Annotated in this window: 19 protein-coding genes and 1 tRNA gene; 1 reads left to right on the top strand and 19 read right to left on the bottom strand. The window is 71.0% G+C overall.

The features are described 5' to 3' along the window. Positions 1 to 2: 2 nt before the first annotated feature. The 16 genes from ACIOD1_RS00865 to ACIOD1_RS00940 form a co-directional block, all read right to left on the bottom strand. Complete coding sequence (locus ACIOD1_RS00865; RefSeq protein WP_401899422.1) at positions 3 to 440, bottom strand: hypothetical protein; 438 nt, start codon at positions 438 to 440, stop codon at positions 3 to 5. Positions 441 to 715: 275 nt separating this feature from the next. Further along, a complete protein-coding gene (locus ACIOD1_RS00870) occupies positions 716 to 2044 on the bottom strand; it encodes an MraY family glycosyltransferase (RefSeq protein WP_401899423.1) in 1329 nt (442 codons plus the stop codon). A gap of 127 nt (positions 2045 to 2171) precedes the next feature. Beyond that, positions 2172 to 3404 carry a serine hydroxymethyltransferase gene (gene glyA / locus ACIOD1_RS00875; protein ID WP_401899424.1) on the bottom strand — a complete coding sequence of 411 codons (1233 nt, stop codon included), beginning with the start codon at positions 3402 to 3404 and terminating at the stop codon, positions 2172 to 2174. A gap of 273 nt (positions 3405 to 3677) precedes the next feature. After that, positions 3678 to 4334 (bottom strand): protein-tyrosine-phosphatase, encoded by a 657-nt coding sequence (locus ACIOD1_RS00880; RefSeq protein ID WP_401899426.1) that lies wholly within the window; start codon positions 4332 to 4334, stop codon positions 3678 to 3680. Beyond that, positions 4331 to 4978, bottom strand: coding sequence for an L-threonylcarbamoyladenylate synthase (locus ACIOD1_RS00885; RefSeq protein ID WP_365618381.1), 648 nt, complete (start codon positions 4976 to 4978; stop codon positions 4331 to 4333). The genes ACIOD1_RS00880 and ACIOD1_RS00885 overlap by 4 nt, the downstream gene beginning before the upstream one ends. Positions 4979 to 5030: 52 nt before the next feature. Then, positions 5031 to 5876 carry a peptide chain release factor N(5)-glutamine methyltransferase gene (gene prmC / locus ACIOD1_RS00890; protein WP_281209067.1) on the bottom strand — a complete coding sequence of 282 codons (846 nt, stop codon included), beginning with the start codon at positions 5874 to 5876 and terminating at the stop codon, positions 5031 to 5033. 66 nt (positions 5877 to 5942) lie between these two features. Next, on the bottom strand, positions 5943 to 7022 hold the full coding sequence (gene prfA / locus ACIOD1_RS00895) for a peptide chain release factor 1 (RefSeq protein ID WP_365618383.1): 1080 nt from the start codon (positions 7020 to 7022) through the stop codon (positions 5943 to 5945). Between the two features lie 116 nt (positions 7023 to 7138). Then, positions 7139 to 7357 carry a 50S ribosomal protein L31 gene (gene rpmE / locus ACIOD1_RS00900; protein ID WP_365618385.1) on the bottom strand — a complete coding sequence of 73 codons (219 nt, stop codon included), beginning with the start codon at positions 7355 to 7357 and terminating at the stop codon, positions 7139 to 7141. Positions 7358 to 7541: 184 nt separating this feature from the next. Continuing rightward, positions 7542 to 8642, bottom strand: coding sequence for an LCP family protein (locus tag ACIOD1_RS00905; RefSeq protein ID WP_365618387.1), 1101 nt, complete (start codon positions 8640 to 8642; stop codon positions 7542 to 7544). A gap of 415 nt (positions 8643 to 9057) precedes the next feature. Next, on the bottom strand, positions 9058 to 11250 hold the full coding sequence (gene rho, locus ACIOD1_RS00910; RefSeq protein ID WP_401899428.1) for a transcription termination factor Rho: 2193 nt from the start codon (positions 11248 to 11250) through the stop codon (positions 9058 to 9060). A 419-nt stretch (positions 11251 to 11669) separates the two neighbouring features. After that, positions 11670 to 12608, bottom strand: a complete 939-nt coding sequence (gene thrB, locus ACIOD1_RS00915) for a homoserine kinase (protein ID WP_365618391.1) — start codon at positions 12606 to 12608, stop codon at positions 11670 to 11672. 335 nt (positions 12609 to 12943) lie between these two features. Next, positions 12944 to 14014, bottom strand: a complete 1071-nt coding sequence (gene thrC / locus ACIOD1_RS00920) for a threonine synthase (protein WP_365618393.1) — start codon at positions 14012 to 14014, stop codon at positions 12944 to 12946. 6 nt (positions 14015 to 14020) lie between these two features. Continuing rightward, positions 14021 to 15325: a homoserine dehydrogenase gene (locus ACIOD1_RS00925; protein ID WP_365618395.1), complete on the bottom strand. Its 1305-nt coding sequence runs from the start codon at positions 15323 to 15325 to the stop codon at positions 14021 to 14023. Between the two features lie 157 nt (positions 15326 to 15482). Beyond that, on the bottom strand, positions 15483 to 16874 hold the full coding sequence (lysA, locus tag ACIOD1_RS00930; protein WP_365618396.1) for a diaminopimelate decarboxylase: 1392 nt from the start codon (positions 16872 to 16874) through the stop codon (positions 15483 to 15485). An 18-nt stretch (positions 16875 to 16892) separates the two neighbouring features. Next, positions 16893 to 17927, bottom strand: coding sequence for an ArgS-related anticodon-binding protein NrtL (nrtL, locus tag ACIOD1_RS00935; protein WP_365618398.1), 1035 nt, complete (start codon positions 17925 to 17927; stop codon positions 16893 to 16895). Between the two features lie 134 nt (positions 17928 to 18061). Beyond that, positions 18062 to 18553, bottom strand: a complete 492-nt coding sequence (locus tag ACIOD1_RS00940; protein WP_365618400.1) for a response regulator — start codon at positions 18551 to 18553, stop codon at positions 18062 to 18064. 83 nt (positions 18554 to 18636) lie between these two features. On the opposite strand from ACIOD1_RS00940, the gene ACIOD1_RS00945 reads away from it, so the two are divergent. Then, positions 18637 to 18708, top strand: a tRNA-Arg gene (locus ACIOD1_RS00945). 145 nt (positions 18709 to 18853) lie between these two features. On the opposite strand, the gene ACIOD1_RS00950 is transcribed toward ACIOD1_RS00945, so the two are convergent. From ACIOD1_RS00950 to ACIOD1_RS00960, 3 genes are all read right to left on the bottom strand, one after another. Then, positions 18854 to 19432, bottom strand: coding sequence for a hypothetical protein (locus ACIOD1_RS00950; RefSeq protein ID WP_365618401.1), 579 nt, complete (start codon positions 19430 to 19432; stop codon positions 18854 to 18856). Positions 19433 to 19594: 162 nt separating this feature from the next. Next, positions 19595 to 21334 carry an HNH endonuclease gene (locus ACIOD1_RS00955; RefSeq protein WP_401899429.1) on the bottom strand — a complete coding sequence of 580 codons (1740 nt, stop codon included), beginning with the start codon at positions 21332 to 21334 and terminating at the stop codon, positions 19595 to 19597. Positions 21335 to 21366: 32 nt separating this feature from the next. Then, on the bottom strand, positions 21367 to 22626 hold the full coding sequence (locus ACIOD1_RS00960) for an MFS transporter (protein ID WP_401899431.1): 1260 nt from the start codon (positions 22624 to 22626) through the stop codon (positions 21367 to 21369). Between the last annotated feature and the right edge of the window lie 95 nt (positions 22627 to 22721).

Genomic DNA, 22721 nt, shown 5'->3' on the forward strand with positions numbered 1-22721 from the left:
CCTCACGACTTCGACCCCGGATTTTCGGGCTTTTCGGTCTTTGTCGAGTCGGGCTCGACGTAGAGGATCTTGGCCTTCATATGAGCACGCGCCTGCGCGCCGATCCACACCAGGGTGGTGACGACGAGCGTGATGGCGAATGCCCGGGGGTTGAACAACGTCGTGTTCTTGAACACGGCGACAAAGACGAAGAGCAGCAGGATCTGGGTCGTGTACAGCAGGAGACCCATGGCCTGGAACAGGTGCGGCAATGATTTCGCCGTGCGCTGCAGAACGACGAATCCGATGCCCATGAAGAGAATCACGACCAGCGTCGCGACAACAGCCCCGATCGCGCCCTTGCCGCCGACGACCAACGCACTGATCACGGCGGCGATTACGCCGACGGCAGCGGTGGGTACGACGGTTTGCAGGAGGGATCGGACGTCATCTGACCGCATGGCGGTTTGCTCCGCGTGGTGGTGGGGGGCAAGGGACTCGTACGGGACGAGCGTAAGCCCGGTCCGAGTGAGAGCCTCGGGCCAATGGACCGTCGCACTACGGTCCTTCGGCTCTGTCGCCGGGTTTAGTGAACGGTATCACAAACTATTTGATGAGAGCTTTACCTGTCCGGTGTGCTCACTGTCACACATGAGAGTGACCCTGCGCGTGTGTGCGCGACGAGCAAGTGGCTTGTCTGGTAAAGGCGGTTCATGTCCGACATGCGACCGGAACGTCAGCGGGCCGAGCCGGCCTTACGCCGGTCGGGGAGCCGAGAACGGGGGCCAATGGCGGTCGCCCCGTTGACGCCGGACACCCCGGCCGCGATCGGCCGGGCCGGCTCCGCGCCCTCGTCCTCGCGCACCGCGGCCTCGGCCGCGGCCTCCGCCGCTCGCTCCGCGTGACGGTAGCGGGGCGGAACCAGCCCCTGCGCCCAACGCGGTGCCCGCGGGGTGAACCGCGGCAGCAGGAGCAGCGCGAGGCCCAGCGCGCTCAGTGCCGCGATGGCGAGAACGATCCACATGGAGGCGGAATTCACCGAATAGGCCACGGTGCCGAATGCGATCAGTCCCGACCAGAAATACATGATGAGAACCGCGCGGCTGTGTGAATGTCCGAGTTCGAGAAGACGGTGGTGGAGGTGGCCGCGGTCCGCCGCGAACGGGGACTGGCCATTCCAGGTGCGCCGCACGATGGCCAGGACCAGGTCCGCGACCGGAATGGCGATGATGGTCAGCGGGAGCAGCAGCGGAATGAAGACCGGAAGCATCGCGTGCGTCGCGTTGCGCTCACCGCCCGCGAAGAGGGCCAGCGCGTCCGGATCCACCTGCCCGGTGATGGAGATCGCCGACGCGGCCAGGACCAGGCCGATGAGCATGGAGCCGGAATCGCCCATGAAGATCCTGGCCGGGTGCATGTTGTGCGGCAGGAAGCCCAGGCACATGCCCATCAGGATCGCGGCGAAGAGGGTCGCGGGCGCCGCGGCCTCGATGCCGTAGCCGAACCAGATGCGGTAGCCGTAGAGGAAGAGCGCGCAGGTGGCGATGCAGACCGTGCCGGCCGCCAGGCCGTCGAGGCCGTCGACGAAGTTCACCGCGTTGATGGTGATCACGACCAGCGCCACCGTCAGCAGGTTGCCCTGCCACTGGGTGAGCGGGACCGTGCCGACGCCGGGGACCGGGATCCACAGGATGGTGAGGCCCTGCATGACCATCACGCCCGCGGCGATCATCTGCGCGCCCAGCTTGATCAGCGCGTCGATCTCGAACTTGTCGTCCAGCACCCCGACCAGCCAGATCAGCGCCGCCCCCGACAACAGGGCACGGGGTTCGTTCGACTGCTCGAAGACGCCGTTGAGGTTGCGCAGGTGGTCGGCGACCAGCAGCCCCGCGCACAGACCGCCGAACATGGCGATGCCGCCGAGCCGCGGAGTGGGCTCGCGGTGCACGTCGCGGGCGCGGATCTCCGGCATCGCCCCGGCCGCGATCGCGAACTTCCGCACGGGTCCGGTCAGCAGGTAGGTCACCGCGACCGTGACACAAAGCGTCAGCAGATATTCACGCACGGGCTGCCCCAGATGTATCGCCGGCCATCTCAGCCCCACACATTAGCCCCGATGTCACCGCAGACGAGGACGCCGGGAGGACCCCCTCCGGTTGCGGCACGGGCCACGCACGGGAACAGTTGCCCGTTTAGAGCCCGTACGGGGGATATTCGCCGGTCAGTTCGGCGACCTTCGCACGCGTTCCCGTGGCCGCTCCTCCACGCAGCGCGACGGTGAACATGTCCGCGATCCGTTCCATCTCCGCCACTCCCATCCCCTGGGTGGTCACCGCCGCCGTGCCCAGGCGGATCCCCCGCTGGTCCCCGTACGGCAGGGCGCAGGTGTCCAGGACGATCCCCGAGGCGGCCAGCCGGCCGCGCGCGGTCGGCCCGTCGACGCCGAGGGGGGCCGGGTCGGCGGTGATGAGGTGGGTGTCGGTGCCGCCGGTGGTCAGGGTGAAGCCCCGGTCGGCGAGGGCCGCGGCCAGGGCGCGTGCGTTGGCCACGACCTGGTGCGCGTACCGGGTGAAGGCCGGTCCGGCCGCCTCCCCGAAGGCCACCGCCTTCGCGGCGATGGTGTGCATCTGGGCGCCGCCCTGGGTGAAGGGGAACACCGCGCGGTCCACGCGCTCGGCGAACTCCGCACCGCACAGGACCATCCCGCCGCGCGGGCCGCGCAGCACCTTGTGCGTGGTCGCGCAGACCAGGTCGGCGTACGGGACGGGACTGGGCGCGGCCCCGCCGGCGACCAGGCCGATCGGGTGCGCGGCGTCGGCGATGAGGTAGGCGCCGACCTCGTCGGCGATCTCGCGGAACACCGAGTACTCGGGGTGGCGGGGGTAGGAGATCGAACCGCACACGATGGCCCTGGGCCGGTGCGCGCGGGCCAGCTCCTGGACCTGCCCGTAGTCGATCAGCCCGGTCTCCGCGTCGACCCCGTAGCCGACGAAGTCGAACCAGCGGCCCGAGAAGTTCGCGGGCGACCCGTGGGTGAGGTGCCCGCCGTACGGGAGCCCCATCGCCAGGACGGTGTCGCCGGGGCGCAGCAGGGCCGCGTACGCGGAGAGGACGGCGGAGGATCCGGAGTGCGGCTGCACGTTGGCGTGCTCGACGCCGAACAGGGCCGTGGCCCGCTCCACGGCCGTCCGCTCGGCCAGGTCGGCGTACTCGCAGCCGCCGTGGTGGCGGGCTCCGGGGTAGCCCTCGGCGTACTTGTTGGCGAGGGCGGATCCGAGGGCCGCGAGGACGGCGGGCGAGGTGAAGTTCTCGGCGGCGCTCAGCTGGAGGGACTGCGCCTGTCGCTGGGCCTCCCCCGCGAGTACGTCTGCCATCTGCGGATCCTGCTGTCGCAGCAGGTCCGTGGGCGGGGTGATGACGCTCATGGCTCGACTCCAGGGAGCGACCGGTCTACCGGGGTAAGCCCACTGTAGGCCCGCTCCTCCCCCCGCGCCCGGCGCCCACCCCCGGGGACGCGCCCCTGCGCGCTCGGCGTCCGGCCGCCGGAGGGTCAGCGTCGGGCCGTGACGCCCGTCAGAGCCGTGACCACGGGGTCAAGTGCCTGGTTGAGCCCCTCCTCCACAGCGCCCCTCGCACCGCTCGGCCCCCGGGGCCTCCCGGGCTTCGGCGCACAGCGCCGGCCTCCGGCCGCCGGAGGGTCAGCGTCGGGCCGTGACGCCCGTCAGGGCCGTGACCACGGGGTCAAGTGCCTGGTTGATCTCGTCGCCGATGGAGCGGAAGAAGGTGATCGGCGCCCCGTACGGGTCGTACACCTCGTCCGCGTCGGCGGTGGGCGCCAACAGCCAGCCGCGCAGGGCCGCGGCGGCCCGTACGAGGGCCCGCGCGCGCTCGGCCATGCCGTCGTCCAGCGGCGGCAGCGTGGCCGGGTCTATGGCCCGCACCAGGCGGGTGAACTCCTTGAGCGTGAAGGTCCGCAGCCCCGCCGAGTGGCCCATGGAGATGACCTGCGCCCGGTGGTCCCGCGTGGCGGTCAGCACCAGGTCGGCCCGGATGACGTGCTCGTCGAGCAGCTCCCGGCCCGTGAAGCCGGAGGCGTCCGCGCCGAAGTCGGCCAGCACGGCCGCCGCGTTGGCCTCCATCGGGGCGCCTTCGTGACCCCAGGTGCCGGCGCTCTCGACGATGAGGTCCCCGCTGACGAGGCCGCCCAGCCGGTGGGCCAGGGCGTGCCGGGTCAGCCGCTCGGTGATGGGCGAGCGGCAGACGTTGCCGGTGCTGACGTGGAGTATGCGGAAGGCCTCGCCGCCGGCCTCCGCCGAGAGGTACCCGCTTGCTATGCCACGCCCCTCAGGGCTCACGGAGCCACCTCGAGGTCGGGTACGACCTCACGCAGCTGCTCGGCGGTCAGCGCCCCCGCGCGCAGCAGGACGGGGACCTTCCCGGTGACGTCGACGATCGAGGACGGCAGCGTGCTCGGCGTCGGGCCGCCGTCCAGGTACACGGACACGGAGTCGCCCAGCATGGCGCGCGCCGCTTCGCAGTCCTCGGGCGCCGGGTGCCCGGTCAGGTTCGCCGAGGAGACGGCCATCGGGCCGACCTCGGTCAGCAGCTCGATCGCGACGGGGTGCAGGGGCATGCGCACGGCCACGGTCCCGCGGGTCTCGCCCAGGTCCCAGGCCAGCGAGGGCTGGTGCTTGGCGACGAGGGTCAGACCGCCCGGCCAGAAGGCGTCGACGAGCTCCCACGCCTGCTCCGAGAAGTCCGTGACCAGGCCGTGGAGGGTGTTCGGGGAGCCGATGAGCACGGGGGTGGGCATGTTGCGGCCCCGCCCCTTGGCGGCGAGCAGGTCACCGACGGCCTCGGAGCTGAAGGCGTCCGCGCCGATCCCGTACAGGGTGTCGGTGGGCAGCACGACGAGCTCGCCGCGGCGCACGGCGGATGCGGCTTCGCGCAGACCGGTCTTGCGGTCCGTCGCGTCGTTGCAGTCGTATCGCCGGGCCATCAGCGGGCCTCCTCGTGCAGCGGGGTGCTGGCAGTGTTCTGGGTCGCCCGGGTCACGGCAGGGCCTTGCGGGCGGTCGCGAAGCGCGGACGGTTGTTGAGGTCGGGATGGTCTGCGGAGTCGGCCCAGCCGCGCTCGTCGGCGAAGATCCACGGGACCTGGCCGCCCTGGGTGTCGGCGTGCTCGATGACGACGATGCCGCCGGGCCGCAGCAGCCGGTGCGCGGTGCGCTCGATCCCGCGGATGGTGTCGAGGCCGTCCTCGCCGGAGAACAGCGCCATCTCGGGGTCGTGGTCGCGGGCCTCGGGCGCCACGTACTCCCACTCCGTGAGCGGGATGTACGGCGGGTTGGAGATGACCAGGTCGACCTGTCCGTCCAGCTCCGGCAGCGCGCTGAGCGCGTCGCCCTGGTGGACGGTGACCCGGGAGCCCTCGGCGTTCTTGCGGGTCCACCGCAGGGCGTCCTCGGACAGCTCCACGGCGTGCACGCGCGAGCGCGGCACCTCCTGCGCCATGGCGAGCGCGATGGCGCCCGAGCCGGTGCACAGGTCCACGATCAGCGGCTCGACCACGTCCATCGCCCGGACCGCCTGTATGGCCCAGTCCACGACCGACTCGGTCTCGGGCCGGGGCACGAACACTCCGGGCCCGACCTGGAGTTCCAGGTAGCGGAAGAAGGCGCGGCCGGTGATGTGCTGGAGCGGCTCGCGCGCCTCGCGGCGTGCGACGGCCTCCCAGTAGCGGGCGTCGAAGTCCGCGTCCTTGACGTGGTGCAGTTCCCCCCGCTTGACGCCGTGCACGAAGGCCGCGAGCTCTTCCGCGTCGAAACGCGGAGAGGGCACGCCGGCGGCGGCCAGCCGCTGGGTGGCCTGGGCCACCTCGGCAAGCAGCAAGTTCACGCTGGTCCTCCGGGCTGCTGTCGTACGGGGGGTGGTGCGGGGATCGGGCAGGGCTTCAGACGCGGATCAGTGCGCGGCCGCGAGCTTCGCGGCGGAGTCCGTGTCGACGCAGGCCTGGATGACCGGGTCGAGGTCGCCGTCGAGCACCTGGTCCAAGTTGTACGCCTTGAAACCGGTCCGGTGGTCCGAGATCCGGTTTTCCGGGTAGTTGTACGTACGGATCTTCTCCGACCGGTCCACGCTGCGCACCTGGCTGCGGCGCACGTCGGAGGCCTCCTGCTCGGCGGCTTCCTGCGCGGCGGCCAGCAGGCGCGAACGCAGGATGCGCATGGCCTGCTCCTTGTTCTGGAGCTGGCTCTTCTCGTTCTGGCAGGAGGCGACCACACCGGTCGGGAGGTGCGTGATGCGCACGGCCGAGTCGGTGGTGTTGACAGACTGGCCGCCGGGGCCCGAGGAGCGGTACACGTCGATGCGGAGGTCGTTCATGTTGACCTCGACCTCCACCTCCTCGGCTTCCGGGGTGACGAGCACGCCGGCGGCGGAGGTGTGGATGCGGCCCTGGGACTCGGTGGCCGGAACGCGCTGGACGCGGTGCACGCCGCCCTCGTACTTCAGGCGGGCCCACACGCCCTGACCGGGCTCGGTGGCGCCGTTGCCGCCCTTGGTGCGGACGGAGACCTGGACGTCCTTGTAGCCGCCGAGCTCGGACTCGGTGGCGTCGATGATCTCGGTCTTCCAGCCCACGCGCTCGGCGTAGCGCAGGTACATGCGCAGCAGGTCGCCGGCGAAGAGGGCGGACTCGTCGCCGCCGGCGCCGGCCTTGACCTCAAGGAGCACGTCCTTGTCGTCGCTGGGGTCGCGCGGAACGAGCAGCAGGCGGAGCTTCTCGGTGAGCTCGTCGCGCTGGGCGCTCATTTCCTTGACCTCGGCGAAGAAGTCCGGGTCGTCGGCCGCCAGCTCCTTGGCCGTCTCGATGTCCTCGGCCGACTGCTTCCAGGCACGGAAGGTCGCGACGATCGGGGTCAGCTCCGCGTAGCGCTTGTTCAGCTTGCGCGCGTTGGCCTGATCGGAGTGGACCGAAGGGTCGGCGAGCTTCTTCTCAAGATCGGCGTGCTCGCCGATCAGTTCCTCGACCGCCTCGAACATCGGGTGCTCCTGTGGTGAAAGTCAAAAAGGGCTGGGTGGCGACACGACGACAAAGGCGCCGGTCGGGCCGCCCCCGTGTCATCAGGGGGCGACCGCTGACCGGCGCCTGGGTCGCGCTACTTCGTGGCCGCACCCTTGCCGAAGCGGGCCTCGAAGCGGGCCACGCGGCCACCGGTGTCGAGGATCTTCTGCTTGCCCGTGTAGAACGGGTGGCACTCGGAGCAGACCTCGGCACGGATGGTGCCGTCGGTCAGGGTGCTACGGGTGGTGAACGACGCGCCACAGGTGCAGCTGACCTGGGTCTCGACGTACTGGGGGTGAGTGTCGCGCTTCAAGGTGTCTCCTAGATTCGGGAGGGCGCCGGGTCGCAGGAGCCGAATTGCGCACTGCGTGAACCGGGGCCGACAGACCAGTCTGCCAGGACCGGGCCGCCTGTCAAAATTCTCAGGACGCCTCCCTCAACAGGGACCCGTCGACATCTATTCCGCCGCGCGCCCACCAGGGATTTCGGGACAGCCCTTAGCGGACGATCCCGCCCGCGTTGCCCTTGTCCCCTGCGGAATTCTCGGTGGCCTGCGCCGGAATCGACTGGTCGGCGCGGAGCGCCTCCCAGACCATCGCGGACTCCTTGGTGAGCGGTACGACGCGGTTGGCGTCCCGGGGGTCGCCGGCGACGGGCAGCGTGATCATCTGCATGTTCTCGGCGGTGATGCCCTCCAGCCCCTGGGCGAAGCCCATGAGGGACTTCACGTCACCGAGGGCCTTGTCGGTGGTGAGGGCCTTGGTGGCGGAGTCGGCGAGGTTGTACAGCTTCTTCGGGTTGTCGAACAGCCCGACGCCCTTGACCTGCTTGATCAGTGCCTTGATGAAGGCCTGCTGGAGCTGTATTCGGCCCAGGTCGCTGCCGTCCCCGACGCTCTTGCGGGTGCGGACGAGGCCCAGGGCCTGTTCCCCGTTGAGCTTGTGGTCGCCGGGGGCGAGGTCGAGGTGGCTGTAGTCGTCCTTGATGGCCTTGGTCGTCGTGAGCTGGACCCCACCGAGGTTGTCGATGATCTTCTTGAAGCCGGTGAAGTCGACTTCGAGGTAGTGGTCCATGCGGATCCCGGACATCTTCTCGACGGTCTTGACCGCGCAGACGGCTCCGCCGGTGGTGAAGGCCTCGTTGAACTGGGCCTTCGTGCTGCCGGCATCGGTCTTGCCGTTGTCCGTGGCGCAGGCCGGGCGCGGGAGCATGGTGTCGCGGGGTATCGATACGACGCTCGCCCGCTTGTGGCCCTCGTAGAGGTGGACGATCATCGCGGTGTCCGAGCGGGCCGAGCCGCCGTCGTCCTGGCCGTAGGCGCCGTTGGCGCCGTCCCGGGAGTCGGAGCCGAGGACGAGGATGTCCATGGAGCCGTTGTCGACGTTGGCCGGGCGGTCCTTGCCGAGGGCCTGGTCGATGTCGACGGTCTTGAGGTTGCCGTTGAGCTTGAAGTAGAAGGCGCCGAGACCGCCGCCTCCTAGGAGGACCACGCCCGCGGCGGTCCACGCGGCGACGGTGAGGCCCTTGCGGCGCGGTCGGGCTCTACGTCGGCGCCGGGTGGCGGCCCGACGGCCGCGGCCCCTGCTGTCGTCGCTCATGCTCTCCTCAGCCCCCTGGTGGCGGTTCGCGTGTCAGACGTGCGGTTTCCCGTTTCCCTCTCACTCAGACGGACGAACATATTCCACGGTTCCCGAGGTCCGGGCCCCCCGGATGCGTCCCGCGCGGTTCACGCAGACCGCCCGGAGCGGGGCGCACACCCCGCGACCCCGCCCCCACCAGGCGTTTCCGGCCCTCGCCGCAGGGCTCTCCGCACCGCTTTCGGGCCCTGATCTGTGGTGAAGGTCGCACGAAAGTCGGCCGAAGGACCGAGGCGGAACGGCCGGGGAGCACTACGGGACGCCGGCGGCGGGGTCCTGCAGCCGGGATCCTGCCTCCGGGAAACGAGGAGCGCCCCCACCGCTGTCGCGGTGGGGGCGCTCCTCGATGCGGCGCCCGGGGGCGCCACGGCGACGGTCAGTCGTCGTTCTTGCCGCCGGGGGTCGTCTTGGCGATCTGCATCAGGAACTCGGCGTTCGACTTCGTCTGCTTCATCTTGTCGAGGAGCAGCTCGATGGCCTGCTGCGAGTCGAGCGCGTGCAGCACCCGGCGCAGCTTCCAGACGATGGCGAGCTCCTCCGCGTTGAGGAGGATCTCCTCCTTGCGGGTGCCCGACGGGTCGACGTCGACGGCCGGGAAGATGCGCTTGTCGGCGAGCTTGCGGTCGAGCTTGAGCTCCATGTTGCCGGTGCCCTTGAACTCCTCGAAGATCACCTCGTCCATGCGCGAGCCGGTGTCGACCAGCGCGGTGGCCAGGATGGTCAGCGAGCCGCCGTCCTCGATGTTGCGCGCGGCACCGAAGAAGCGCTTCGGCGGGTAGAGCGCGGTCGAGTCGACACCACCGGACAGGATGCGGCCGGAGGCGGGGGCGGCGAGGTTGTACGCGCGGCCCAGACGGGTGATGGAGTCCAGCAGGACGACCACGTCGTGACCCAGCTCGACGAGACGCTTGGCGCGCTCGATGGCCAGCTCGGCGACGGTGGTGTGGTCCTCGGCCGGGCGGTCGAAGGTCGAGGAGATGACCTCGCCCTTCACCGACCGCTGCATGTCGGTGACCTCTTCCGGACGCTCGTCGACCAGGACGACCATCAGGTGGCACTCGGGGTTGTTGATGGTGATCGCGTTGGCGATCGCCTGCATGATCATGGTCTTGCCGGTCTTCGGCGGGGCCACGATCAGGCCTCGCTGACCCTTGCCGATCGGCGACACGAGGTCGATGATGCGGGTGGTCAGCACGCCCGGGTCGGTCTCCAGACGGAGCCGGTCCTGCGGGTACAACGGGGTCAGCTTCTGGAACTCCGGTCGGCCGCGGCCGGATTCGGGCGCCATGCCGTTGACCGTGTCCAGACGCACGAGCGCGTTGAACTTCTCGCGGCGCTCGCCGTCCTTGGGCTGACGGACCGCACCGGTGGTGTGGTCGCCCTTGCGCAGGCCCGCCTTGCGGACCTGGGCGAGGGAGACGTACACGTCGTTCGGGCCCGGCAGGTAGCCGGAGGTCCGGATGAACGCGTAGTTGTCGAGGATGTCGAGGATGCCCGCGACGGGGATCAGCACGTCGTCGTCGGCGACCTGCGGCTCGCTCGGCGCGAACTCGTCGCGACCGCGACGGCCACGACGGTCGCGGTAGCGGCCGCGCCGGCCGCGACGGCCGTCCTCGTCGAACTCGTCCTGCGGGCCGTTGTCCTGACGGTCCTGACGCTCCGGACGACCCTGCTGGCTCTGCTGGCCCTGGCCCTGGCCGCGGCCGCCCTGCTGCTGACGGTCCTGACGGTCGCCGCGGTCCTGGCGGTCGGCGCGGTCCTGACGGCCGCCACCCTGACCACCCTGACCCTGGCCCTGACCCTGGCTCTGACCGCCCTGGGCGGCCGGAGCCTGGCCGGCCTGGCCCTGCTCGTCGGTCTTGGCACCGCGCTCGCGGCGGCCCTGACGCTCGCCCCGCTCGGCACGGTCGCCGCGGTCGTTGCCGCGGTCACGGCGGTCGCGGCGGGTCCGGCCCTCGCCGGCCTCCTGGCCCTGGCCGGAGACGGCGGTCGCGGCCTCGGCCTTGGCCTCGGTCTGCGCGGCGGGGGCGGTCTCGGTCTTCTGCTCGACCTGCACAGCGGCGGGGGCCGAGGACTCCGGGCTGCCGGAGGGGGCGGTGGCGCGGCGCCGGCGGCGCTCGCCGACCGGGGCGTCCTCTGCCCCGCGCTCGGCGTCGCTCGCGCGGGACGGGCCTCCTGCCGGCTGGCCCGGGATCTCGATCTGGGCCTGCGCGGCGGGCTTCTCGACGGCCTTCTCGGCGGGGGCCGCCTCGGCGGTCTCGCCCGTGCGGGCCTTGCTGGTGGCGCGGCGCTTCGGCTTGGCCTCGGCGGCGTCGGCGGTCGGGGCCGCGGCGGCGGCCTTGGGGGCGCTGCCGCCCTGCGCCTCCTTGATGACCTCGATCAGCTGGCTCTTGCGCATCCGCGCGGTGCCCCTGATTCCGAGGCCCGACGCGACCTGCTGCAGCTCGGCGAGGACCATGCCGTCAAGGCCGGTGCCGGAGCGGCGACGCTTGGGCGCGGCGCCCGCGGCGGGAGCACTGGTGTCGACGTTGGTGTCGGCAGCGCCCATCAGATCGGTGGTGTCGCTCACGAAGGGTCCTTCCCTGGAGCGGACGTCGGCCTGTCTGGCTCGGCGACCGGTTGTGCTGTCCGACGACGGTCCCAAGTGTGTGGACCGTGCCGGAGCGGTGGCCCGCCGATAGATGTACGGCGGAGAGAAACGTGCGTGGGTGTTTCCGGCGCGAAGCCCCCGAGCTGGAAGCGTGGGAATGTCACGCCGATTCCGAAGCGTGCCCGAAACTGCTGGCAGCGATCAAAGCAGTCGGGGAGGCTCCCGGAAGAAAGGTGGTCCCAAATGGGGACACTGAGCACCGAGCCATGGCGGCTTCGGATGCGCACTTGAGATTAACACTACCGGATCCAACAGACATTCCCCCTCTCAATCACCGGCTGTAGCCCCGCCGGGGGTGGGTGGCCTGCCCGGCCGCCCGCCCCCCGCGGGCCGTGTCGCTAGGACACGGACTGCCCGCCCTGGGTGCCCAGCGGAAGTACGCTCGCACCCGCGGCGTCGAGTGCCAGCCGGTTGGCCGCCCACCCCTCGCCCGCGAGCCGCGCGACCTTGTCGGCCGCGTCGTTGTCGACCAGCGCGAGGACCGTGGGGCCCGCGCCGGAGATGACCGCGGGGATGCCGTCCGCCCGCAGTCGGCCCACCAGTGCCACGCTCTCGGGCATCGCCGGGGAGCGGTAGTCCTGGTGCAGCCGGTCCTCGGTGGCGGGCAGCAGGAACTCGGGACGCCTGGTCATGGCTTCCACGAGCAGGCCCGCCCGGCCCGCGTTCACGGCGGCGTCCACGTGCGGGACGGTGCGCGGCAACAGACCGCGCGCGGTCTCGGTCAGGACCGCCTTGGAAGGCACGAAGACCACCGGAACGATGGAATCGGCGGGGTCCATACGGATCGCCTTGGCACTGCCCCCGTCCATCCAGGCCAGGGTGAAACCGCCGAGCAGACAGGCGGCGACGTTGTCGGGGTGGCCCTCGATCTCGGTGGCGAGCTCCAGCAGCGCCGCATCGTCGAGCCTGGTCTCGCCGCCTATGGTCACGGCGCGGGCGGCGACGATGCCGGCGCAGATGGCGGCGGACGAGGAGCCGAGGCCGCGGCCGTGCGGGATGCGGTTGGCGCAGACGACCTCAAGGCCGCGCGGTTGGCCGCCCAGCAGGTCGAAGGCGGTGCGCATGGAGCGTACGAGGAGGTGGCTCTCGTCCCGCGGGAGGGTGTCGGCGCCCTCGCCCGCGATGTCGATGTTCAGACCGGAGTCGGCGACCCGGACGACGACGTCGTCGTAGAGACCCAGGGCCAGGCCGAGGGCGTCGAAGCCGGGGCCGAGGTTGGCACTGCTGGCGGGGACGCGCACTCGTACGGCGGCGGCGCGGAACGCTGGACCTGCCATCGGGCGATGACACTCCTTGTGACTGTGCGAGATCGGGTGGAACTGCGGATCTTCGCTGCGAATGTACTGGAGGACGTACGACATCCGAAGGCCCTCGGGGCAGCACCGCGGACGGGTGCGCGGTGGCGGATGTAAGTACAGCGTATCGAAGGAAGGTTCCCCCGCGACATAGGGCGCACAGGAGGCGCACGATGCGTGTCGCGGTCTTCGGCTGTTCTCTCGTTGGCTTTTGGTGCCGTACGGGGCGAGTTGCCGGATTCCGGAAGCCCTCGGGACTTGCGGAATCCGGCCACGCGGGGGACCCGTCCGCCGGGCCGGGGCCCGGCGGGATCGGGTCAGACCAGGCCGAGCCGGATGGCGGCGGCCTCGGCGTCCACCGGAATGGTGACCGGCTGCGGAGCGCCGGCGACCGCCCAGTCGGGGTCCTTGAGGCCGTTGCCGGTGACGGTGCACACGATCCGCTGGCCCGGGTCCACCAGTCCGGCCTCGGCCGCCTTGAGCAGACCGGCCACGGAAGCGGCGGAGGCGGGCTCGACGAAGACACCCTCCTGGGAGGCCAACAGGCGGTAGGCCGACAGGATCTGGCGGTCCGTCACCTCGTCGATGAAGCCGCCCGACTCGTCCCGCGCCTGGAGTGCGTAGTCCCAGGAGGCCGGGTTGCCGATGCGGATCGCCGTGGCGATGGTGTGCGGCTCCTTGACGATCTCTCCGCGCACGATCGGCGCTGAGCCCGAGGCCTGGAAACCCCACACACGGGGCGTAAGGGAGGCCAGGCCGTCGGCCTTGTACTCCTTGAAGCCCTTCCAGTACGCGGTGATGTTGCCCGCGTTGCCGACGGGCAGCACGTGGATGTCGGGGGCGTCGCCGAGCGCGTCCACGATCTCGAACGCGGCCGTCTTCTGACCCTCGATGCGCACCGGATTGACGGAATTGACCAGCGCCACCGGGTAGTTGTCGGACAGCGCGCGGGCCAGGGCCAGGCAGTCGTCGAAGTTGCCGTCGACCTGGAGGATCTTCGCGCCGTGCACGAGGGCCTGGCCCATCTTGCCGAGCGCGATCTTGCCGCGGGGCACGAGGACGGCGGACACCATGCCGGCGCGCACCGCGTAGGCGGCGGCGGAGGCGGAGGTGTTGCCGGTCGAGGCGCAGATGACGGCCTGGGCGCCGTCCTCCTTGGCCTTGGTGATGGCCATGGTCATCCCGCGGTCCTTGAAGGACCCCGTGGGGTTCGCTCCCTCAACCTTGAGGTGCACCTCGCAGCCGGTGCGCTCGGAGAGCACCTGCGCCGGAACGAGGGGAGTACCGCCCTCACGGAGCGTGACCACGGGAGTCTTGGCCGTCACCGGCAGGCGGTCCCGGTACTCCTCGATGATGCCGCGCCACTGGTGGGTGCGATTGCTGCTCATGGGCCCTTACTCCCCTTCAACACGCATGATGCTGGCGACACCACGAACGGTGTCCAGCTTCCGCAGCGCCTCGACGGTCCCGGAGAGGGCGGCGTCGGGCGCACGGTGGGTGACGACGACGAGGGAGGCCTCATTGCCGACCCCGTCCGGTCGTCCTTGCTGGCGAACGGTATCGATGGAAACACCGTGCTCCGCGAAGGTGGTCGCCACCTGGGCGAGGACGCCCGGCTTGTCCGCCACGTCGAGGCTGATGTGGTAGCGGGTGACGACGTCCCCCATGGTGCTGACCGGCAGCTGGGTGTACGCGGACTCGCCGGGCCCCGTTGCCCGGGCGAGCTTGTTGCGACACACCGCGACCAGGTCGCCGAGGACCGCCGAAGCGGTCGGCGCACCGCCCGCGCCGGGCCCGTAGAACATGAGCCGGCCCGCGGCCTCCGCCTCGACGAAGACCGCGTTGTACGCCTCGCGGACGGAGGCGAGCGGGTGGCTCAGCGGAATCATGGCCGGGTGCACTCGAGCGGTGACGGACCGGCCGTCGGGGGCGCGCTCCAGGATCGCGAGGAGCTTGATGGTGCACCCCATGCGCTTGGCGGAGGCGAAGTCCGCGGCGCTGACCTCGGTCATGCCCTCGCGGTACACGTCGTCGAGGCGGACGCGGGTGTGGAAGGCGATGCCGGCCAGGATCGCGGCCTTGGCGGCGGCGTCGAAGGCCTCGACGTCGGCGGTGGGGTCGGCTTCGGCGTACCCGAGGGCGGTGGCCTCGTCGAGCGCCTCCTGGTAGCCGGCGCCGGTGGAGTCCATCTTGTCGAGGATGAAGTTCGTGGTGCCGTTGACGATGCCCATCACGCGGTTGATCTTGTCGCCCGCGAGGGACTCGCGCATCGGGCGGACCAGCGGGATGGCGCCGGCGACGGCGGCCTCGTAGTAGAGGTCCAACCCGGCCGCCTGGGCGGCCTCGTGCAGGGCGGCGCCGTCCTGGGCGAGGAGCGCCTTGTTCGCGGAGACGACGGAGATGCCGTGCTCGAACGCGGTGGTGATCAGGGAGCGGGCCGGCTCGATGCCGCCGATGACCTCGATGGCGACGTCGATGTCACCGCGTTTGAGGAGGGCGGTGGCGTCCGTGGTGACCAGCGCCGGGTCGATGCCCTCGCGCACCTTGGAGGGACGGCGTACGGCCACGCCGGCGAGCTCGACGGGCGCGCCGATCCTGGCCGTCAGATCGTCGGCGTGCGTCGTCATGATGCGGGCCACCTCTGAGCCGACCACTCCACAGCCCAGCAGCGCCACCTTCAGCGGACGCGTACGCATCATTCGACCTACGCCTTTCGATCTTTCTTCGCTCCCCGACGCACGGTTTGCGCGCCAGGTATGAACCAGTCTCACTCAATGGACAGGAGTTTCCATCCTCGGTCCATTGAGTGAGACACCTATTTTGAGGGCCGGATGGCCCCTGTCAGAAATATGGGGGTCATCCCAGGTCGAGCGACAGGAGATCTTCCTCCGTCTCGCGGCGGACGATGACCCGGGCCGCTCCGTCGCGCACGGCGACGACGGGCGGGCGGAGCGCGTGGTTGTAGTTGCTCGCCATGGAGCGGCAGTACGCGCCGGTGGCGGGTACGGCGAGGAGGTCGCCGGGTGCCAGGTCGGCCGGGAGGAAGGCGTCCTTCACCACGATGTCGCCGCTCTCGCAGTGCTTGCCGACGACGCGGACCAGCATGGGCTCGGCCTCGGAGACGCGGGAGACGAGGGTGACGGAGTACTCGGCGTCGTACAGGGCCGTACGGATGTTGTCGGACATGCCGCCGTCGACGGAGACGTACGTCCGCAGGCCTTCGAGGGGCTTGATGGTCCCGACCTCGTAGAGGGTGAAGGCGGTGGGGCCGACGATGGCGCGGCCGGGCTCGACGGAGATCCGGGGCGCCCGGAGGCCGGCGGCCTCGCACTCGCGGGCGACGATCTCGGTGAGCGCCTTGGCGATCTCGTGGGGCTCGCGCGGGTCGTCGGCGGAGGTGTAGGCGATGCCGAGGCCGCCGCCGAGGTCGATCTCGGGGAGTTCCACGCCGTGCTCGTCGCGGACGGCGGCCAGCAGTCGGATCACGCGCTTCGCGGAGACCTCGAAGCCGGCCATGTCGAAGATCTGGGAGCCGATGTGGGAGTGGACGCCGAGCAGTTCCAGGCTGTCGTGCCCGAGCGCCCGGCGCACGGCTTCGGCGGCGCTGCCGTCGGCGACGGCGATGCCGAACTTCTGGTCCTCGTGGGCGGTCGCGATGAACTCGTGGGTGTGCGCCTCGACGCCGACGGTGACGCGGATCTGCACGGGCTGGCGCACGCCGAGCTCGCGGGCGATGTGCGCGACGCGGGCGATCTCCTGCAAGGAGTCGAGGACGATCCGTCCGACGCCGGCGCCGATGGCCCGACGGATCTCGGCCTCGGACTTGTTGTTGCCGTGGTAGGCGATCCGCTCGGCGGGCATCTCGGCTGCCAGCGCGGTGGCCAGCTCACCGCCGGAGCAGACGTCGAGGTTGAGCCCTTCCTCCCGCAGCCACTTCACGACGGCCTTGGAGAGGAAGGCCTTGCCGGCGTAGAAGACGTCGGCGTCCTTGCCGAAGGCGGCGGCCCAGGCACGGCAGCGCTCGCGGAAGTCCTCCTCGTCGAGGAAGTAGGCAGGGGTCCCGAACTCTTCGGCGAGCTTGGTCACTTGGATGCCGCCGACGGTCGCGACGCCGTCCTCGTCACGCGTGACGGTGCGGGCCCAGACCTTCTCGTCGAGGACGTTGAGGTCGGCGGCCGGCGGGGCGTAGTGACCCTCGGGCATGACGTCGGCGTGGCGGGGTCCGGCGGGGTGCGCGGAGCGGCTCATCGGAATCTCTCTTCGGGGTCAGAGGAAGTCGGGTGCGTCGATGCCGAGCAGGGCGAGGCCGCCGGCCAGCACCGTTCCGGCGGCTTCGGCAAGGGCCAGCCGGGCGCGGTGGGCGGCCGAGGGTTTCTCGTCTCCCCGGGGCAGGACCTGATGCTGGAAGTCGAGGAGGGCGTCGGCGACGGGGACGAGGTGGCGCGGGAGGCGCTCGGGGGCGCCGTGGTGCGCGGCGGCTTCGAGCACGAGGGGATACTCGGCGAGGAGCCGCAGCAGGGCGGAGGCGTACGGGTCGCTCGCGGGGGCGGTGGCGCCGGCGGCTGTGGCGGGGTCGCTCACGACGGGGTCGCTCGTCGCGGGCTCGCTCACGGCGGCGGTGAAGCCGAGCCCGTGCGCGTTGCGGGTCAGGGCGCGGGCGCGGGAGTGGGCGTACCGCACCCGGAACAGTTCGTTGGACTCGTCCTGGACGAGGAGGCCGGCGGTGAAGGCGGGGGTCTCGCGGGCGGGGACGGCGAGCATGGCCCAGGTGGCGGCGTCCGCTCCGTACTCCCCGATCACGTCCCCGTCCCGGCGGGCGACGGGAGCGACGTCGGCGGGAGCGCCGTCGTCCCCTCTCCCCTGACTCCGCAGGATGCGTACGACGGCCTCGTGGACGGCCCGGAACCGGGGCTCGGCCGGGCGGAGCCGGCAGAACGGCTCGACCTCGACGGCGTCGTCGGCGTACCCGTACCGCGCGCCCTTCCGGAGCACCTCGTCGACGAGGTCGGCGGCGGGGCGGGGGGCGAGCGTGAAGTTCAGGAACCCCGGGCCGGTGATCTCCACCCGGGCGATGCCGGGCTCGCCGTCGAGCCGCTCGGCGATGACGCGGGCGACGTCGGCGGGGAGCCGTCCGGCGGCCTTGGCCACCTGGAGGGCGACGGGGGTGGCGTACTCCCCCACACCCCCGGGGCGGGTCCGCTCGACGACGACGCGATCCGGAACGGGACCGGTCAGTTCCGCGTCCTCGACGGCACGGCGTACGGCGCGTACGACGGCACGAGAGAGGTCGGCGGGGATCACGGTCCCAGCCTAGGCGAGAAGCCCTCCGGGCATGCCACGGGTTTCGCCATGTGAACAGCACCGCCCGGCGGCCCCGCCTCCGACCCCGTCCACGCGGCCCGGGACCATCCTCGCCACGGCCCTGGCCGCTCTCCTCAGACGCCGCGTCCGGCGGAGGCGCCCTTCCGCTCGCGCCGGTCCTTGCGCTCGACGAGCCGCCGTACGACGCGGACCAGCTCGGCGGGCTCGAAGGGCTTGGCGACGAACGCGTCCACCCCGGCGGCGATGCCGGCCTCGACCTCGTACTGGGTACAGGCGCTCACGATGGCGACGGGCAGGTGCCGCGTCCGCGGATCGGCCCGCAACTGCGCGGCGGCCCCGAACCCGTCCAACCGCGGCATGACCACGTCGAGGGTGATGGCGTCGGGAGCGAAGCGATGCACGATGTCCAGACACTCGACACCATCGCTCGCGGTCACGACCTCGAAGCCCTCCAGCTCGAGATTGACCTTGATCAGCTGCCGGATGACCTTGTTGTCGTCGACAACAAGCACCCGGCCCGAGGCGCCTGGCACAACTTGAGAGTAGGTCCGCCGAACCCCCCGCGTCCGGCTTTTCTCCACTTCCACCCCGTCCGGGCGACGCACTCCTCTCTTCCCCTCAAACGAGTTCCTGATCACCCGGCGAGAGCTGGTAGTGTTCTACCCGTCGCAGCAACACCAGCGACAGCGCCCCCGTAGCTCAGGGGATAGAGCAACGCCCTCCGGAGGCGTGTGCGCAGGTTCGAATCCTGCCGGGGGCACTTCGCAAGAAGTGCCCAAGACCCCGCCATCAGCGAGTTAGCTGAGACGGGGTCTTCGCGTATGTCCGGCCAACTGCCATGCCGTACAGGGGTGTGGCGGCCCCTGCGGCCCGTGCGCGCGAACTGTCGGAGTCGGGGCGCGGGCTCAGCGCAAGGGTTCGTGGTGGTGCCAGATGAGGTGGCGATCCTCGCGGCGCAGCTCGGCGGATCCCCATTCGAGCCTCATGACGCCGCGGTCCATGGCGCACGCGTAGGCGACGAGGACCAAGCCGACGTCCGGGGGGAGCTGGCCGAGGTCGCGGTGGAGTTCCGGCTCTTCCTCCTCGATCCCGAGGTCGAACTCTTGCTGTCGGGGTTCCGGCCCGTGCCGTCGAATGAGTTCGGCGCGCAGGCCGACGGCCTTCTTGAGGCGCGCGACGGTGACGGGCACGTCCTGCTTGGCGTACCGGATGGGGTAGATCACGTGGCCGCCGACGATCATCACGGTGCGCGACTGGAGCCGAACGGCGGTCGCCCCGGGCAGCGGCGCGAGGCCGGTGGCCAGCTCCTCGTACTGCACGGCGTGGAGTCCGTGTCCGTAGGCTTCGAGTGTCTGGGTGTGCACGCCCTGATGACCGTTCCGTGCCCGGTCGTGGGCACGGGCGAGGCATGCGGGGATGGCGTCGGTGAGGGGTCCGGCGAGATCTCCGAACGTCTTGCGTGCCCACAGCGTTGACCCCGTCACCGCGTACCGCCCTTCCCCAGGTGGCGCCACGGCGCCGAGCAGCAACTTCCTCAAAACGGTCCGCGTCCCCTGCTGGTTGCGCAAGGGCGCACGAGGGGCGCGGCCCACGCACGAGACCCGCGTGCCGGGGAGGCGGGTCGGGGGGCGGGGGTGAGGGGCGGGTCAGGTGGGTGACGGCTTCGGGTTAGCGGTGTCTTGGGTGCACAGGGTGCGGTGGTAGTGGAGGTGCGTTTCGCTGATGGGGTGATCGAGGTGCCGGCGGAGTGGGCCCAGGGGGGTGTCGTCCGCGGTGGTGCGGACGGTGCCGACGGGGTCGACGTAGATCGCCAACGTATCGAACTGGACGTGGTGGTTGGGGCAGAGGACGAGCAGGTTGGTGATTTCGTCGGGGCCGTTGTGGGGGCGGCCGAGGCCGCGGATGTGGGCCCCTTCGCTGTACGTGCCGGTTCCGGTCGGCAGTTGGAGGGCGCACACCTGGCAGCGGTCGCCGTGCAGCCTCTTCAGCCTGGTCTTCAGCGCGCTGTTGCGGATGATGCGGGACACGGTGTTCTCGCTGCGTGGGGCGGGAACCGTGGGGCCATCCGGGGCCGCGGCGGGTTCCTCGATGCCGCTCGCGGTGAGGTAGCCGCTCATGCCCAGCCGCTCCAGCAGGGTCGGCAGGTCGACATCGTGCAGGTAGGCCTCGTGCAGGGTGGAAGCCGCACGGAGCATGACGAGGGGGTCGGACAGGAGCCGCGCAGCCTGTTCGGTGATGCCGGCGCGGGGGTTGAGCCGGTCCAGCGTGGCGACTGTGGGGTCGCCGGCCTCCTCGGGCGGACCGCCGTCGATGCTCCACAGCGGGCTCGTCCGCAGGCGCCAGAAGGGGTACTCGGGGGTCACGGCGGAGCCCGGGAGGCCGAAGGCCTTCATCAGGCCGCCGACCTCCTCACGGAACTGCCGCCAGGGCGCCGGTCGGTGGTGTCCGGCGGCCGCCCGGGACATGGCCCACAGCAGGGCCAGCGGCTCGTGCCGGGTCGGGCGCGCCTTCCGGCCATGGACCTTGAGCCGAGTGAGCTCTGCGAGCAGCGCCGTCTCCGTGAGCGTCTCCGTGAGCGTCTCCGAGCTGCTCGGCTCCGAGCTGCTCGGCTTCGCCAGTGCCGCGGCCGCCGCCGCATCCGACACACGCGCGGACGGAATGCGGCCCGATGCCCCGTCACCGGACGCGGGGCGCGGGGAGGATCCGTGTTCCACCCAGCGGCGCCAGGCGCGAGGGGCCCGTGCGAGTGCCTCGTCCGTCGAGAGGGTCGTGTTGCCCCGCGCTTCGATCCACGACCAGTCGACCTCGCCGCTCTCGGCGCCCAGGTCCAGGAGGGACAGGTCGTAGCGGTAGTTCGGGAAGGGCAGGCCGGCGTCCGACTCCTGCTCGATCTGTTCGGCGTGTTCGATGACGGCCAGCCCGCAGAACTCGACGTAGCCCTTCGGGGTCTTGTTGCGGGGCACCGCGGCGAACACCAGCAGCGGTACGGACCGGGCTCGCAGGTGTGCTGTCGTGGCCCGGTGGCCCTCCAGGACTTCCAGCAGCACCGCGTTTCCCTGCGTGCTGCCCGGCGGCACGGTGTGAGTGGCCCGATGGTCTCCGAAGTAGACGACGCGGCCGTTCTCCAGGTCGAACCTGTCGTGCCAGGGGGTGTCCGTCGTGCCGGCCTTCCAGGGGCTGGAACGGATCAGGACGGCGGGACGACGCCGCTCCCCCGGGCCCTTGACCTTGGCCAGCGGGTTGATGCCCTTGCTCAGTTGGATCTGGGGGAGCGTTCGTGAGGCCGTGGCGTGGTGGATGTTCGGGTGTCCGTCGATGATCGCCGTGTCCGGATCCGTGTTCCTCCCGGACCGGTACACCTCACCCGCGCGCAGTTGGCTTCCCACAGCCGCTCCCCCCGATTCCCCGTCGTTGTCCGTCAGCGATCTTGCCAGGCTCCGGGGGCGTACGGGGAGTGGTCCGGGGACGGGGGCGGGGGAGGGCGGCGGAGGGTTGGGCGGAGGGTGAGGGTAGCTGTGGTGAGGGTGAGGAGGCCGGCCGTGGTGAGGGTGGGGCGGACGCCGTGGTGTTCCGCGAGCCAGCCCGTCAGGAGGGCGCCCAGGGGGGTCGTGCCCTGGAAGATCAGGGTGTAGAGGGACATCACCCGGCCCCGGTAGAGGGGGTCCGAGCCGAGCTGGACGCGGTGGTTGGAGGCTTGGGCGAAGTACATCATCGCGAAGCCGGTCAGGGTGAGCAGGAGGCAGGCGACGGGGAGGGTCGGGGCCAGGCCCGTGACGGCCTCGGCGGCGCCGAAGGCGATGGCCGAGCAGGTGACGACCAGGGCCGTGGGCCGGCCGCGGCGGGCCATCGTCGCGAAGGCGGCCAGCAGGGAGCCCGCCGCCAGGGCGCTGCTCAGCAGGCCGAAGGCGGCCGGGTCGGTGTGGAACTCGGTCTTGGCCAGCAGGGGCAGCGTCAGCTGGAAGTTGAAGCCGATGAGCCCGGCCACGCCGACGAGCGCCAGCGGCAGGATCAGGTCGGGGCAGCGGCGTACGTAGCGCAGGCCGTCCACGACCCGGGCCTTGGTGGGGCGGGCGGCCGGGAGGTGCAGCTCGGCCGGGCGGATCATGGACAGGCCGACCACGGTCGCCACGTAGCTGAGGGCGTTGAGCAGCATGACGGGGCCGACGTCGAGGCGGGCGATCAGGAATCCGGCGATCGCCGGGCCCACCACCCGCGCGAGGTTGAAGTACGCGGCGCTCATCGCGGAGGCGTTGGGCAGCAGTTCGGAGCCCACCATCTCGCTCACGAACGAGATCCGGGTCGGCGCCTCGACGGAGTTGACGGTGCCGAGGGCGAGTGCGAAGAGCCAGATGTGCCAGAGCCGGACCTCGCCGACCAGTACCCACGTGCCCAACGCCAGGGCGAGGAGGCCGGAGGCGGCGTTGGCGAGGATCAGGATGCGCCGCTTGCTGTGCCGGTCGGCCAGCCGGCCCCCGTAGAGAGTGAACAGCAGGACGGGGGTGAACTGCATCGCCGTGACCACGCCGAGGGCCGTGCCCGAGTTCCGCGAGAGGTCCAGGACCAGCCAGTCCTGCGCGATGACCATCATCCAGGTGCAGGTGACGGAGAGGAGCTGACCGAGGACGAAGAGCCGGAAGTTGCGTACCGACAGGGACGCGAGGGTGCGGGGCAGGGCCATGGTCCGGGTCCCGTCCTCTCCGGCCTTCGGCGACGTGCCTGGGAACACGGTCGTGCCGCTCACTCGATTCTGGGTGGTGGCGGGTCGCGGGACAC

This window comes from Streptomyces sp. NPDC088097 (assembly GCF_044741845.1).
Lineage (GTDB): Bacteria > Actinomycetota > Actinomycetes > Streptomycetales > Streptomycetaceae > Streptomyces.